Source organism: Buttiauxella sp., assembly GCF_049686335.1.
In the GTDB taxonomy this organism is placed as follows: domain Bacteria; phylum Pseudomonadota; class Gammaproteobacteria; order Enterobacterales; family Enterobacteriaceae; genus Buttiauxella.
Genome location: NZ_JBAVHX010000008.1, coordinates 353,620 through 367,164, shown reverse-complemented (window position 1 = coordinate 367,164; position 13,545 = coordinate 353,620). Strand labels below are relative to the sequence as shown.

The window sequence follows — 13,545 nt, the reverse complement described above, 5'->3', positions numbered from 1 at the left end:
ATTACGCTTTCCTCTTTCAGAGTCAAGCGTTTATTTTCGCTTTTCGTCTGACTGACGGGCCGGTTTGTAAGCCGTTGTGCCGTGTCAGTGGAGGCGCAGTATAGGGATTTTCTGGGAGCTGACAAGTACCAAATTGCAAAAAACTTATCGTTCGCACACTTTCCAAACAAAACGCCCTCAGAAAGCATAATATCGCCTGGTTTTTAAACAAAAACGAGCCCCTCAGGGCTCGTTTTTATCTTTTATGTGACTCACTGCACTGCCACAATATGATTATCTTTTACTTCCAGATGCACAGCCTTCCCAGGAATCAGCTCTCCAGAAAGGATTTGCTGAGCAAGCGGGTTCTCAATTTGCTGCTGGATAGCCCGTTTCAAAGGTCTTGCACCATAAACCGGGTCGTAACCATTCTCACTAAGCAGCTTTAAGGCCTCTTCAGAGATAGTGACTTCATAGCCACGGTCTTCAAGACGTTTATACAGACGCTGCAACTGAATCTGTGCAATAGAAGCAATGTGTTTTTCACCCAAAGGATGGAACACCACGACTTCATCTATACGGTTAATAAATTCTGGACGGAAGTTCTGGCTCACAACGCCGAGAACAATGTCCTTCATATGACCATAATCCAGCTCGCCGAAACGCTCTTGAATCAAATCAGAACCGAGGTTAGATGTCATGATCACCACCGTATTACGGAAGTCGACCGTTCTACCCTGTCCATCCGTCAGACGCCCATCATCCAACACTTGCAATAAAATGTTGAACACATCAGGGTGCGCCTTCTCAACTTCATCCAACAGAATGACTGAGTAAGGACGACGGCGAACTGCTTCTGTCAGATATCCCCCTTCTTCGTAACCGACATATCCAGGAGGTGCACCCACCAAACGTGAGACTGAGTGTTTTTCCATAAACTCAGACATATCGATACGCACCATCGCGTCATCGCTATCAAACATAAAGTTCGCCAACGCTTTACACAGTTCAGTTTTACCAACACCGGTTGGCCCAAGGAACAAGAATGAACCAATTGGACGATTTGGGTCAGACAACCCTGCACGACTACGACGGATAGCGTTCGATACCGCTTCTACTGCTTCATTCTGACCGATGACGCGGGTATGAAGTTGTTGCTCCATACGTAACAGTTTGTCGCGCTCCCCTTCGAGCATGCGAGCCACTGGGATACCCGTCCAACGTGCCAACACTTCCGCAATTTCAGCATCGGTGACTTTGTTACGCAGCAGACGCATGGTTTTACCTTCACTTTGAGTTGCAGCCGCAAGCTGTTTCTCGAGTTCAGGTATCTTCCCGTATTGCAGCTCAGACATACGCGCCAGGTCCCCGACACGGCGGGCTTGCTCAATAGCGATTTTTGCCTGTTCCAACTCAGCCTTGATAGTCTGTGTACCAGAAAGTGAAGCTTTCTCAGCTTTCCACTCTTCTTCCAGCACTGAATATTCCCGCTCTTTCTGCCCTAACTCTTCTTCGAGCATGCTGAGACGTTTTTGGCTGGCTTCGTCAGATTCTTTCTTCAGCGCCTGCTGTTCAAGTTTGAGCTGGATGATTCGACGATCCAGACGGTCTAGCTCTTCTGGCTTCGAGTCAATCTGCATACGAATGCTGGAAGCTGCTTCATCGATCAGGTCGATGGCTTTATCCGGCAACTGGCGGTCAGCTATATAACGATGCGACAGAGTTGCAGCCGCAACGATGGCCGGGTCAGTGATTTGCACATGGTGGTGCAATTCATAGCGCTCTTTCAGCCCGCGTAAAATAGCAATGGTGTCTTCTACAGTAGGCTCAGCAACAAACACTTTCTGGAAGCGACGCTCAAGGGCTGCGTCCTTCTCTATATATTGACGATACTCATCAAGCGTGGTTGCGCCTACGCAGTGCAGTTCACCTCGAGCCAGAGCAGGCTTGAGCATGTTGCCCGCATCCATTGCGCCATCTGCTTTACCCGCGCCAACCATAGTGTGCAATTCATCTATAAAGAGAATGACATTACCTTCCTGCTTAGAAAGGTCGTTAAGCACACCTTTGAGACGCTCTTCAAATTCACCACGGTATTTTGCACCCGCAACCAGTGAACCCATATCCAGCGATAATACCCGACGCCCTTTCAAGCCTTCAGGGACTTCGCCGTTAATAATGCGCTGAGCCAGGCCTTCAACAATGGCAGTTTTACCCACACCAGGCTCCCCGATGAGTACCGGGTTATTTTTAGTACGACGTTGCAAAACCTGGATTGTGCGACGAATTTCTTCATCACGACCGATCACAGGATCGAGCTTGCCCTGTTCCGCACGCTCGGTCAGATCGACAGTATATTTTTTCAATGCCTGACGTTGGTCTTCGGCACCCTGGTCATTCACGTTTTCGCCTCCACGCATTTGCTCAATTGCTGCTGTCACATTTGCCGTGGTAGCACCCGCTGATTTCAGTACATCAGTTAATGTTCCGCGTGATTCAAGTGCTGCCAGAACAAATAACTCTGACGAAATGAAATTGTCATTTCGTTTTTGTGCCAGTTTGTCACACAGATTCAGTACACGGACGAGATCCTGTGAAGGCTGGACATCACCGCCAGTGCCTTCAACTTGTGGTAAACGGCTTAAAGCTTGCTCAATATCGTTACGCAACTTCCCAGCATTAACGCCAGCGGAAGTCAGTAAAGGACGTACAGAGCCGCCTTCCTGATTGAGCAGTGCGCTCATCAAGTGAAGGGGTTCGATAAATTGGTTGTCGTGCCCGAGAGCTAGAGATTGGGCATCGGCGAGAGCAAGCTGGAATTTATTAGTAAGACGATCCAGACGCATAACTCCTCCCATATACAGGTCAAATTTGCTACTGGAGATTAAATGAGGTCATCCCTCAATTATTCAAGGTTAATGACCTGAAATATTTGAAGCTTTATTTACCCGCACTGGATCGTCTTGATTCAATAGGTTATATCAGCCAAATGAAACTTGCCATACGGCCTGTGGTTCTGTCGCGTCGATATGAGAAAAAATCACCCGCTTCGCTGAAGGTGCAACGGTCACCACCATACACATGGTTAATACCTACCGCAGACAAACGCTGACGAGCCAGGGTATATATGTCAGCGATGTATTTTTCCCCGGATGGGCGGAAAGCGCTGTCAGCCTGAATGTCTTTAGCCATAAACGCTTCACGCACTTCAGGCCCAACTTCAAATGCTTCAGGGCCAATAGCCGGGCCAAGCCACGCCATAATGTTTGCTGGTGCGTCTTTAAAACAAGCCACCGTTTCTTCAATCACACCTTCGCACAAGCCACGCCATCCAGCATGAGCAGCGGCAACTTCGGTTCCTGCCTTATTACAGAATAGCACTGGCAGACAATCAGCTGTCATTACTGCACAGACTGTACCCGGCGTATCGCTATAAGATGCATCTGCACGTTTAGAAAGATAAGGCTCGCCGCTCAGTTTCAGCACAGCAGTACCATGCACTTGTTCTAACCAAACCGGTTTTGTGGGCAACCCGGCGGCAGCATAGAACAGGCGGCGGTTTTCTTCGACGTCATCCAGGTTATCACCGCAGTGAGCCCCCAGATTCATCGAGTCGTAGGGCGGCTGACTAACACCGCCAATACGTGTCGAACTGCAAGCAGCCACTCCTTCTGGAAGTGGCCAATGCGGGACGATCAATTTGCTCATAGCCAGTCCAGTTGATCCTTATGGATTTCTGTATCAACACGCAGCGCTTCAATCAACTCAACCATATCCTGAGGGATTGGCGCATGCCATTCCATCAACATACCGCTGATTGGATGATGAAGGCGAAGCATCGTGGCATGCAGAGCCTGACGGTCAAACTTGCGCAGCACATTCACAAACTCTTCCGACGCACCTTTTGGTGGGCGCGGACGGCCACCGTACAGCTGATCGCCCACCAATGGATGAGTGATATGCGCCATATGAACGCGAATCTGGTGCGTACGACCGGTTTCCAGACGCAGACGCAGACGCGTGTGCACACGGAAATGCTCCATGATTCGGTAATGCGTAACCGCAGGTTTACCCATCGGATGTACAGACATGTGGGTACGTTTGGTCGGATGGCGGCTAATTGGCTCTTCTACTGTGCCACCCGCAGTCATATGACCGATTGCAACCGCTTCATATTCACGTGTGATTTCACGTAATTGCAATGCCTCAACGAGGTGAGTTTGCGCAGGAACGGTTTTCGCGACGACCATCAAGCCTGTCGTGTCTTTATCCAGACGATGCACAATGCCAGCACGTGGCACATCAACAATCGGCGGATAATAATGCAGCAGCGCATTTAGTACGGTCCCATCAGGGTTACCCGCACCAGGATGCACAACGAAATCACGCGGTTTGTTAATCACCAGAATATCGTCATCTTCGTAAACGATATTGAGCGGGATGTCTTGTGGTTCCCAGCGCACATCCTCTTCGATTTCAGCATTGATAGTGACGTTTTCTCCACCCAACACTTTTTCTTTCGGTTTGTCGCTGATTTTGCCATTGACCAGCACGCGCTGATCTAAAATCCATTCTTTTATACGCGAACGTGAATAATCCGGGAACAATTCGGCCAAAGCTTGATCTAAGCGTTGACCGAGTTGAGTTTCGGATACTGTTGCGTTGAGTTGTACTAGTTGTGCCATAGACAGCTTCTTCGTTAACGTTGGGTTTTACGGCAATGCCGTTTAATATAGTGTGCTATTGTAGCTGGTCTTTATCGGGAGCTGGTACTGTGAGCCTCCCGGATAACATTCTGAGGAAAGTCAAAACGTCATGACGCGTATGAAATATCTGGTGGCAGCAGCCACGTTGAGCCTGGCTTTGGCTGGTTGCTCCAGTTCCAAGGATGAGGTTCCTGATAGTCCACCTTCTGAGATCTATGCGACTGCCCAACAAAAGTTGCAGGACGGTAACTTTAAAGCGGCGATAACGCAACTGGAAGCGCTGGATAACCGTTATCCGTTCGGGCCTTACTCGCAGCAAGTGCAGTTAGATCTTATTTACGCCTACTACAAGAATGCTGACTTGCCACTGGCTCAGGCAGCTATTGACCGCTTTATGCGTCTAAATCCTACCCATCCAAACATCGACTACGTACTTTATATGCGTGGTCTGACGGACATGGCGCTGGATGATAGCGCATTACAAGGTTTCTTTGGCGTAGATCGTTCTGACCGTGATCCTGCTCATGCGCGCGACGCATTCAATGATTTCTCTAAGCTGGTTCGAGGTTACCCGAAAAGCCAGTATGTCACTGACGCCACTAAGCGTTTGGTGTTCCTGAAAGATCGTTTAGCGAAATATGAGCTTTCCGTGGCGCAATACTACACTAAACGCGGCGCATGGGTTGCAGTAGTTAACCGTGTCGAAGGAATGTTGCGTGATTTCCCTGATACTCAGGCCACCCGTGATGGTCTGAAACTGATGGAAAATGCTTACCGAGAAATGCAAATGCCAGCTCAAGCTGAAAAAGTTGCAAAAATTATCGCGGCTAACAGCAGCAACACCTGATAGCTCGATTTTAAAACAAAATGGCAGCCATTGGCTGCCATTTTTATTGCCTGAATCGTCAAACTGAAACGGTTTAGCGTCAAGTCATCCAATCAAATATGGACGCTATTCTTAAGTTCCACAAGCATTAAAAACTGGGATCCTGTCCTGCCTCACAAAAAGGGTTCACTGACAAAAAGTGACAAAATTGTGTGATGCGCATCACACAATTTGACATTCAGAAAGGTATGCTGGAGTTACCAAGACGGGAAAGACAAGAGGTAACTTTATGACAATGAACATTACCAGCAAGCAAATGGAAATCACCCCAGCTATTCGTCAGCACGTCGCAGACCGTCTCTCTAAACTGGACAAGTGGCAAACTCATTTAATTAACCCACACATTGTTTTGTCCAAAGAACCGAAAGGTTTCGTGGCTGATGCCACCATTAATACGCCAAACGGCCAGCTCGTAGCGAGCGCCAAACACGATGATATGTATACGGCTATCAACGATTTGATCAACAAACTGGAGCGGCAGTTGAATAAAGTGCAACACAAGGGTGAAGCGCGTCGCACAGCAGGTTCAGTGAAAGACGTTGCTATCGCGGAAGTTGAAGAAGAGTAACGAATTAGCTTTATGATACTCAACGCGCCTCCGGGCGCGTTTTTTATTGACAGAGCGAAAACAGACCGAGTACCTTACTTGTCTGACTTATCAGGAACCAACCATGAAATTTATTCCGTTTTTCTTCGCATTCTTTTTTACCTTCCCCTGAATGGGAGGCAATTCGTCGTGTGATAAAGAATGCGAAGACGAACAAACAGGCCTCCCCAAGCGGGAGGCCTTTTTTATGGACTTCGAAAAGGTAGCGTTATGAGTGAGACAAACCCATTGCTGGCACTGCGCGATAAAATCAGCGCCCTGGATGTAAAATTGCTGGCACTGCTGGCAGAACGTCGCTTATTGGCTGTAGAAGTCGGAAAAGCCAAGCTCGCGACTCACCGCCCGGTACGTGATATCGACCGCGAGCGTGATTTGCTGGAGCGCCTGATTAGCTTAGGTAAAGCGCATAACCTGGATGCTCATTATATTACGCGCCTCTTCCAACTGATCATTGAAGATTCAGTTCTGACGCAGCAAGCGCTATTACAGCAGCACCTTAACAAAACTAATCCGCAATCGGCGCGGATTGCTTTCCTCGGCCCGAAAGGTTCTTACTCGCACCTGGCCGCCCGTCAGTATGCCGCTCGTCATTTTGAGCAATTCATCGAAAGTGGTTGTGCCAAATTCCACGATATCTTTAACCAGGTTGAAACGGGTCAGGCTGATTACGCCGTGGTACCGCTGGAAAACACCAGTTCCGGTGCAATAAATGATGTCTACGATTTATTGCAGCATACGAGCTTGTCCATCGTTGCCGAAATGACTGTACCCATCGATCACTGCGTACTGGTCAAAGGCACGACAGATTTAGAAACTATCCATACGGTGTACAGCCATCCACAACCTTTCCAGCAATGCAGCCAATTCATTAATCGTTATCCAAACTGGAAAATCGAATACTGCGAAAGTACTTCTGCAGCGATGGAAAAAGTGGCTCAGGCAAACTCGCCACATGTCGCAGCGCTTGGTAGTGAAGCCGGTGGGGCGTTGTATGGTTTGCAAGTTCTGGAACGTAATCTGGCAAACCAGACGCAAAACATCACCCGTTTCATCGTACTGGCTCGCAAATCGATTGAAGTGACCGACCAGGTTCCAGCCAAAACAACCTTGCTGATGGCGACAGGTCAGCAAGCGGGTGCATTAGTAGAAGCGCTTCTGGTGTTACGAAATCACAATCTGATCATGACAAAATTAGAATCGCGCCCAATTAACGGCAACCCGTGGGAAGAGATGTTTTATCTGGATGTTCAGGCAAATCTGAATGACGAAGCCATGCGCAAAGCACTCCGCGAACTGGGTGAAATTACCCGTTCGATGAAAGTGCTCGGCTGTTACCCAAGTGAGAATGTTGTGCCTGTCAATCCGGCATAAGACTGGTAGTAAGCCAGCGTAATGCTGGCTTACTGGTTCACTTTGAACTTCAGTTTAGGCATCCCCGCAACCGTGACTTGTAGCGTAAATATTGCACCGGAAAGCGGCCTTTGGGCCACTTCCGCCTCGTCCATATCTTCTCGCGTCGTCGTGATGAACAGCGTTTTCATATCATCACCACCGAAACACACCATCGTTGGGCAGCGAACCGGCAACTGATACTCTTCCCGTACCTCGCCCTCAAGGGATAAACGAGCGATGCGGTAACCATCAAACAACGCCGTCCAGTAGCATCCTTCTTCGTCAATCGCCGCACCATCAGGTATCCCCTGCCCTGGCTCAAAACGCTTAAACACTTCACGCTTGCCTGGCTCACCATTTTCTTCCAGCGGTGTTCGATAAATCACACGGTTAGGCGTATCAGATGTATACATCCATTTTTTATCTTCACTAAATGCCAGACCGTTTGCGCCATGAATATCGTGCTGGATAACATGCGCAGTCAGATCGTTATCAACACGGCATAACAATGCCCCATTGAAGTCTCCAGGCCCCCAAAATGTTCCCGCGTAAAAACGCCCTTCTCTGTCAGTGCCGCCATCATTGAAACGCGCCAAAGCGGGGTTACTCGGGTTATCACAGACTTTGCGCGTGATAAGGCCTGTACGGTTAGTGAGATAAATTCCACTTCGCAACGCGACAATAAAGCCCCCTGTTTCACACAAAGCAAAACAGCCGACTTCTTCGGAAAACTTAATCACATCATGTTGATGACTTGTGGTGTTGTATCGATGAATTTCATTCTCAAGAATGTCCGTCCAGTAAAGACAGTTTTCCTCTGCACTCCACGTAGGGCATTCAGGCAGGTGACCAGTGTAATCGAACAGAACTTGCGGCTGCGCCATTTCTCTATCCTTTTAGCCAATAAAAAAACCACCAGGTTTCCCTGATGGCTTTTGAGTATAAAACCTTTATCGAATTTACGGTCGGCTATCATTTGCCTGACGTAACAAAGTTCGACTTTCGCTCTGGAAGCGCTGCGCGTAATCGCCAAACCACTGTTCGACTTTACGGAAGCTGTCGATGAAAGCTTGCTTATCACCATGCTCAAGTAAGCTAATCGCCTCACCAAATCGTTTGTAGTAACGCTTAATAAGATCCAGATTGCTTTCCGAGGACATAATAATATCGGCGTAAAGCTGTGGGTCTTGTGCGAACAGACGACCCACCATCGCCAGTTCCAGGCGATAAATAGGTGATGAAAGCGCAAGTAACTGCTCAAGCTGCACATTCTCTTCAGCCAGGTGCAGACCATATGCAAAGGTTGCAAAATGGCGCAGCGCCTGAATAAACGCCATGTTCTGATCGTGTTCAACCGCGGTGGAACGATGTAAACGCGCTCCCCAAACCTGAATTTGTTCCAGAAACCACTGATAAGCTTCGGGTTGGCGGCCGTCGCAATACACTACAACTTGCTTCGCAAGGCTTCCGCTATCTGGACCGAACATCGGGTGTAGCCCGAGAACCGGGCCCTGATGCGCTGCCAGCATGGCTTGTAGTGGACCATTTTTTACAGATGCCAGATCGACCAGAATGCAGTCTTCAGGCAAGCGCGGCAGTTGAGCGATAACTTGCTCGGTAATATGAATCGGCACACTGACAATCACCATGCCCGCATCGGCCATCAATTCTGCAGCCTGTGCCCAATCTTCTTTTTCAAGAATGCGCACCTGATAGCCAGAAAGGGTGAGCATCTTTTCGAACATGCGCCCCATCTGCCCACCACCGCCGACAATCACCACCGGACGTAGCGCAGGGAATAGCGTTTTAAACCCTTTGTCATTCTCGCTCGAATAGGACTCGCGCATGACCCGACGTAATACATCTTCAATCAGGTCAGGAGGAACACCCAACGCTTCCGCTTCTTTGCGGCGCGAAGCTAGCATTGCAGCCTCACGTTCCGGAACATAAATCGGCAAACCATACTGGCTTTTGACTTCGCCAACTTCCGCTACCAATTCCAGGCGACGTGCCAGTAATCCCAGCAACGCCTTATCCACTTCGTCAATTTGATCGCGCAGCGCGGTCAGTTCAGCCACCATAGTAAAACCTCTTATGCCTTACGCGCCGCAAGCGTACCGTTCAGATCCTGATGAATCTCGCGCAGTAATGTCTCTGTGGTCGCCCAGTCGATGCAAGCATCAGTGACAGAAACGCCGTACTTCATTTCACTGCGTGGTTGTTCTGAAGATTGATTACCTTCATGGATGTTGCTTTCAATCATCAGGCCAATAATCGAACGGTTACCATCTTTAATTTGAGCGACAGCTGATTCAGCCACACCCGGCTGGCGGCGGTAGTCTTTGTTTGAGTTGCCATGGCTGCAATCTATCATCAAGGCTGGGCGGAGTCCCGCCTGCTCCATCTCTTTTTCACATTGCGCGACATCTGCCGGGCTGTAGTTTGGCGCTTTGCCGCCACGTAAAATCACATGGCCATCAGGGTTGCCCTGCGTTTGCAGCAAGCAAACCTGGCCCGCCTGGTTGATACCGACGAAACGGTGCGGCATAGATGCGGCACGCATCGCATTAATCGCAGTACCGAGGCTACCGTCGGTGCCGTTTTTAAATCCAACTGGCATTGACAGGCCAGAAGCCATTTCACGGTGAGTCTGGGATTCAGTAGTACGTGCGCCGATTGCAGACCAACTGAACAGATCGCCAAGGTATTGCGGGCTGTTCGGGTCCAGTGCTTCCGTCGCCAGTGGCAGGCCCATGCTGACCAATTCGACGAGCAAGTGACGAGCAATTTTCAAACCAGCTTCAACATCAAACGAGCCATCCATATGTGGATCGTTGATAAGACCTTTCCAGCCAACAGTAGTACGTGGCTTTTCAAAATAGACGCGCATCACGAGGTACAGACTATCGCTAACTTGTTCAGACAACGTTTTAAAACGACGAGCATATTCAATCGCGGTATCAGGATCGTGGATTGAGCAAGGTCCACACACCACCAACAGACGAGGATCACGGCCAGCGATAATATCGGAAATTGTCTGACGGGATTGTTCGATCTGCGCTTCTTGAGCCGCAGTCAGCGGGAATTCCGCTTTCAGTTGATCCGGAGTGATTAATACCTGTTCGTCAGAAATATGTACGTTGTTTAGCGCGTCTTTTTGCATGATGGCGATCCTGTTAGCTCGTTTGCGATAGTCGTTTCCTCAGTGAGGATGGCACTACCTTACCAGCTTTAGTAAAGAATGCAATCCATAATACGTAAACAATAAATTACACCAAGCAATTAATTGCCGCCTGTAGCACGTTAGAGTGCATTCACTGTAAAGTTTAATGTACATGGATGCATAACCACGCTGTTTTTATGCGCAACCATGCACTCTGTGAAAATAGCCTAATGCAAAGCCATAATCGCTCTATGCTCAGGTAATACGCTTTGAAATGGATATCCCACTATGCGCTGTTTAGCCCTGATTCCGATCCTGTTTTTGTCTGCTTGTTACGTTGATCCCTACACACATGCTCCCACTCCGGCACCGACCGACTGGTATCAGGCGGGTTGGGATGATGCGATGTCCGGGCAGCCTGTACGCAGTAATCCCGTGATTGCGCATTTGCATAACGATGAGAATGTGGATCGCGAAGAGTGGTTAAAGGGGTATGCCGACGGGCAGCAGCGGATTTGTGATCCGAAGTTCTTAGCGATTCAAGGACAGAGCGGGAAATCATTCCCGGCGAGTTGTGAAACCCTGCCTGACGTGGCTGAGCGACGCGCGATATGGGACAAAGCCAGCCGTGAGGGATTACAGGAATCACTGATGCGCTAAACAAAAAAGGGCTGCCAAATGGCAGCCCTTTATATGGATGTCGCGTTAGCGAAATCTTACTTAGTAAGACGCTCTTTGATACGAGCAGATTTACCAGTACGCTCACGCAGGTAGTACAGTTTAGCTTTACGAACGGCACCACGACGTTTAACAGTAATGCTGTCGATTACTGGGGAGTGAGTCTGGAATACACGCTCAACACCTTCGCCGTTGGAAATTTTACGAACAGTGAATGCAGAGTGCAGACCGCGGTTACGGATTGCAATAACCACGCCCTCAAATGCCTGCAGACGTTTTTTAGAACCTTCAACGACCCATACTTTCACTTCCACGGAATCACCCGGACGGAATGAAGGTACATCCTGTTTCATCTGTTCTTGTTCAATTTGCTTAATAATGTTGCTCATAATTTTGTCTCTTATCCTGGGTAAACTGATATTCGGGGGCTTACGCCTTCCCATCATGTTTATGTTGCTGTATTTGCGTGTTCCCGTTGGAACTCCACCAGCAACCTTGCTTGCTCTTCAGTCAGAGCCAGGTTTTCCAGAAGTTCAGGTCTTCTAAGCCAGGTACGGCCAAGCGACTGCTTCAGGCGCCAACGTCGAATCTCAGCATGGTTACCCGACAGTAAAACTGGCGGAACCTCCATGCCTTCTAACACTTCAGGACGAGTATAGTGTGGGCAGTCCAGCAATCCATCTGCAAACGAATCTTCGATTGCCGATGACTGATGTCCCAGAACTCCCGGAATAAACCGTGAAACTGAGTCAATCAGCACCATCGCTGGTAATTCACCACCGCTGAGTACGTAATCGCCGATTGACCATTCTTCATCAATTTCGGTTTGGATTACGCGCTCATCTATCCCTTCGTACCGACCACAAACCAGAATTAACTTCTCATTTGTTGCCAGCTCGCTGACGCCTTCTTGATCAAGCTTGCGTCCCTGAGGTGAAAGATAGATAACCTTAGCACCTTCCCCTGCCGCTGCTTTCGCTGCGTGGATGGCTTCCCGCAAAGGGTTTACCATCATAAGCATACCCGGTCCGCCGCCGTAAGGACGATCGTCCACGGTACGGTGCCGGTCATAAGTGAAGTCACGTGGACTCCAGCTTTGGATGCTCAGCAGGCCATTTTTTACTGCCCGGCCAGTTACCCCGAAGTCGGTAATCGCGCGGAACATCTCTGGAAACAGGCTAACTACACCAATAAACACAAGCCAATCTCCATTACGCCGTCTTTTACCGTTAATCCGGAGGTTTTAAAAACCAGGATCCCAATCTACTTCAATGGTTTGAGTAGCGAGATCGACTTTCTTGATAACCTGCCCATCGAGGAACGGAACCAGCCGCTCCTTGATACCGAACGCATCTTTCAGGTTTGCCTTAATGACGAGAACGTCATTGGAGCCGGTTTCCATCATGTCGATGACTTTACCGAGCTGATATCCCTGAGTTGTCACTACCTGGCAGCCCATAAGGTCTTTCCAGTAGTAGTCACCCTCGCCGAGATTGGGCAATTGCGTTGAATCAATCACAATTTCGCAATTAGTGAGAAGATTCGCGGCATCCCGATCGTCAACGCCTTTCAGCTTGATGATCAGATCCTGATTGTGGTGCTTCCAGCTTTCCAGCTGTACTTGCTGCCACTGACCCGCCTTCTGGATAAACCAGGGCTGATAGTCAAAAATGCTATCGGCGTCTTCGGTGGAGGAAAACACTCTGAGCCAACCACGAATACCGTAGCAGGATCCCATCTTGCCCAATACGATTGGGTTAACAGGTGCCTTTGCGGAGATTTGATTGCTCATCATGACCACCGTGACAGATTAAGCTGCTTTTTTAGCTGCTTTGATCAGCGCAGATACGCGATCAGAAACGGTTGCGCCTTGGCCAACCCAATGCTCGATGCGATCCAGATCCAGGCGAGTTGCCTCGTCTTTTTCGCTAGCGATAGGGTTGAAGAAACCAACGCGCTCAATGAAGCGACCGTTACGTGCATTACGGCTGTCAGTAACAACAACCTGGTAGAACGGACGCTTTTTAGCGCCGTGACGTGCTAAACGAATAGTTACCATAACATCCTCTTTAGTGAATAAAACACTGGGCCCCATCGAGGGATGGAGCCCAGTGTCATATTAAAAGCCCGAAAA

14 protein-coding genes, 1 pseudogene and 1 other annotated feature are annotated in these 13,545 nt (G+C 49.0%); of the genes and pseudogenes, 5 read left to right on the top strand and 10 right to left on the bottom strand.

All coding sequences use genetic code 11. From position 1 onward, the window contains the following. Window positions 1-251: 251 nt before the first annotated feature. From clpB to rluD, 3 genes are all read right to left on the bottom strand, one after another. A complete protein-coding gene (gene clpB, locus WBL83_RS06985; RefSeq protein WP_424588447.1) occupies window positions 252-2,825 on the bottom strand; it encodes an ATP-dependent chaperone ClpB in 2,574 nt (857 codons plus the stop codon). Between the two features lie 130 nt (window positions 2,826-2,955). Beyond that, window positions 2,956-3,687 (bottom strand): purine nucleoside phosphorylase YfiH, encoded by a 732-nt coding sequence (gene yfiH / locus WBL83_RS06980; protein WP_424588446.1) that lies wholly within the window; start codon window positions 3,685-3,687, stop codon window positions 2,956-2,958. Further along, complete coding sequence (gene rluD / locus WBL83_RS06975) at window positions 3,684-4,664, bottom strand: 23S rRNA pseudouridine(1911/1915/1917) synthase RluD (protein WP_424588445.1); 981 nt, start codon at window positions 4,662-4,664, stop codon at window positions 3,684-3,686. Before rluD ends, yfiH begins: the two co-directional genes overlap by 4 nt. A gap of 130 nt (window positions 4,665-4,794) precedes the next feature. On the opposite strand from rluD, the gene bamD reads away from it, so the two are divergent. From bamD to pheA, 4 genes are all read left to right on the top strand, one after another. Beyond that, window positions 4,795-5,532 carry an outer membrane protein assembly factor BamD gene (gene bamD / locus WBL83_RS06970; protein WP_424588444.1) on the top strand — a complete coding sequence of 246 codons (738 nt, stop codon included), beginning with the start codon at window positions 4,795-4,797 and terminating at the stop codon, window positions 5,530-5,532. 268 nt (window positions 5,533-5,800) lie between these two features. After that, window positions 5,801-6,139 (top strand): ribosome-associated translation inhibitor RaiA, encoded by a 339-nt coding sequence (gene raiA / locus WBL83_RS06965; protein ID WP_183270313.1) that lies wholly within the window; start codon window positions 5,801-5,803, stop codon window positions 6,137-6,139. Between the two features lie 102 nt (window positions 6,140-6,241). Beyond that, window positions 6,242-6,367 (top strand) — a sequence feature (Phe leader region). Beyond that, window positions 6,243-6,290: a pheA operon leader peptide PheL gene (gene pheL, locus WBL83_RS06960; RefSeq protein WP_105594002.1), complete on the top strand. Its 48-nt coding sequence runs from the start codon at window positions 6,243-6,245 to the stop codon at window positions 6,288-6,290. Its footprint overlaps the feature before it by 48 nt. Window positions 6,368-6,388: 21 nt before the next feature. Continuing rightward, on the top strand, window positions 6,389-7,549 hold the full coding sequence (pheA, locus tag WBL83_RS06955) for a bifunctional chorismate mutase/prephenate dehydratase (RefSeq protein ID WP_424588443.1): 1,161 nt from the start codon (window positions 6,389-6,391) through the stop codon (window positions 7,547-7,549). 29 nt (window positions 7,550-7,578) lie between these two features. On the opposite strand, the gene WBL83_RS06950 is transcribed toward pheA, so the two are convergent. From WBL83_RS06950 to aroF, 3 genes are all read right to left on the bottom strand, one after another. Then, a complete protein-coding gene (locus WBL83_RS06950; protein WP_424588442.1) occupies window positions 7,579-8,454 on the bottom strand; it encodes an SMP-30/gluconolactonase/LRE family protein in 876 nt (291 codons plus the stop codon). A 75-nt stretch (window positions 8,455-8,529) separates the two neighbouring features. Beyond that, complete coding sequence (tyrA, locus tag WBL83_RS06945) at window positions 8,530-9,651, bottom strand: bifunctional chorismate mutase/prephenate dehydrogenase (protein WP_424588441.1); 1,122 nt, start codon at window positions 9,649-9,651, stop codon at window positions 8,530-8,532. Window positions 9,652-9,662: 11 nt separating this feature from the next. Beyond that, window positions 9,663-10,733 carry a 3-deoxy-7-phosphoheptulonate synthase AroF gene (aroF, locus tag WBL83_RS06940; RefSeq protein WP_424588440.1) on the bottom strand — a complete coding sequence of 357 codons (1,071 nt, stop codon included), beginning with the start codon at window positions 10,731-10,733 and terminating at the stop codon, window positions 9,663-9,665. A gap of 288 nt (window positions 10,734-11,021) precedes the next feature. On the opposite strand from aroF, the gene WBL83_RS06935 reads away from it, so the two are divergent. Further along, window positions 11,022-11,393 (top strand): DUF2799 domain-containing protein, encoded by a 372-nt coding sequence (locus WBL83_RS06935; protein WP_424588439.1) that lies wholly within the window; start codon window positions 11,022-11,024, stop codon window positions 11,391-11,393. Between the two features lie 56 nt (window positions 11,394-11,449). On the opposite strand, the gene rplS is transcribed toward WBL83_RS06935, so the two are convergent. From rplS to rpsP, 4 genes and pseudogenes are all read right to left on the bottom strand, one after another. Further along, window positions 11,450-11,800, bottom strand: coding sequence for a 50S ribosomal protein L19 (gene rplS / locus WBL83_RS06930; protein WP_034457314.1), 351 nt, complete (start codon window positions 11,798-11,800; stop codon window positions 11,450-11,452). A 40-nt stretch (window positions 11,801-11,840) separates the two neighbouring features. Beyond that, window positions 11,841-12,609, bottom strand: a pseudogene (gene trmD, locus WBL83_RS06925) (tRNA (guanosine(37)-N1)-methyltransferase TrmD). 45 nt (window positions 12,610-12,654) lie between these two features. After that, window positions 12,655-13,203, bottom strand: coding sequence for a ribosome maturation factor RimM (rimM, locus tag WBL83_RS06920; RefSeq protein WP_424588457.1), 549 nt, complete (start codon window positions 13,201-13,203; stop codon window positions 12,655-12,657). 18 nt (window positions 13,204-13,221) lie between these two features. Beyond that, on the bottom strand, window positions 13,222-13,470 hold the full coding sequence (gene rpsP, locus WBL83_RS06915; protein WP_064560612.1) for a 30S ribosomal protein S16: 249 nt from the start codon (window positions 13,468-13,470) through the stop codon (window positions 13,222-13,224). Between the last annotated feature and the right edge of the window lie 75 nt (window positions 13,471-13,545).

What these genes read in the sequence shown, in the direction of transcription:
- clpB (WP_424588447.1), bottom strand. Translation starts at nt 2,825, where the DNA reads ATGCGTCTGGATCGTCTTACTAATAAATTCCAGCTTGCTCTCGCCGAT.
- yfiH (WP_424588446.1), bottom strand. Translation starts at nt 3,687, where the DNA reads ATGAGCAAATTGATCGTCCCGCATTGGCCACTTCCAGAAGGAGTGGCT.
- rluD (WP_424588445.1), bottom strand. Translation starts at nt 4,664, where the DNA reads ATGGCACAACTAGTACAACTCAACGCAACAGTATCCGAAACTCAACTC.
- bamD (WP_424588444.1), top strand. Translation starts at nt 4,795, where the DNA reads ATGACGCGTATGAAATATCTGGTGGCAGCAGCCACGTTGAGCCTGGCT.
- raiA (WP_183270313.1), top strand. Translation starts at nt 5,801, where the DNA reads ATGACAATGAACATTACCAGCAAGCAAATGGAAATCACCCCAGCTATT.
- pheA (WP_424588443.1), top strand. Translation starts at nt 6,389, where the DNA reads ATGAGTGAGACAAACCCATTGCTGGCACTGCGCGATAAAATCAGCGCC.
- WBL83_RS06950 (WP_424588442.1), bottom strand. Translation starts at nt 8,454, where the DNA reads ATGGCGCAGCCGCAAGTTCTGTTCGATTACACTGGTCACCTGCCTGAA.
- tyrA (WP_424588441.1), bottom strand. Translation starts at nt 9,651, where the DNA reads ATGGTGGCTGAACTGACCGCGCTGCGCGATCAAATTGACGAAGTGGAT.
- aroF (WP_424588440.1), bottom strand. Translation starts at nt 10,733, where the DNA reads ATGCAAAAAGACGCGCTAAACAACGTACATATTTCTGACGAACAGGTA.
- WBL83_RS06935 (WP_424588439.1), top strand. Translation starts at nt 11,022, where the DNA reads ATGCGCTGTTTAGCCCTGATTCCGATCCTGTTTTTGTCTGCTTGTTAC.
- rplS (WP_034457314.1), bottom strand. Translation starts at nt 11,800, where the DNA reads ATGAGCAACATTATTAAGCAAATTGAACAAGAACAGATGAAACAGGAT.
- rimM (WP_424588457.1), bottom strand. Translation starts at nt 13,203, where the DNA reads ATGAGCAATCAAATCTCCGCAAAGGCACCTGTTAACCCAATCGTATTG.
- rpsP (WP_064560612.1), bottom strand. Translation starts at nt 13,470, where the DNA reads ATGGTAACTATTCGTTTAGCACGTCACGGCGCTAAAAAGCGTCCGTTC.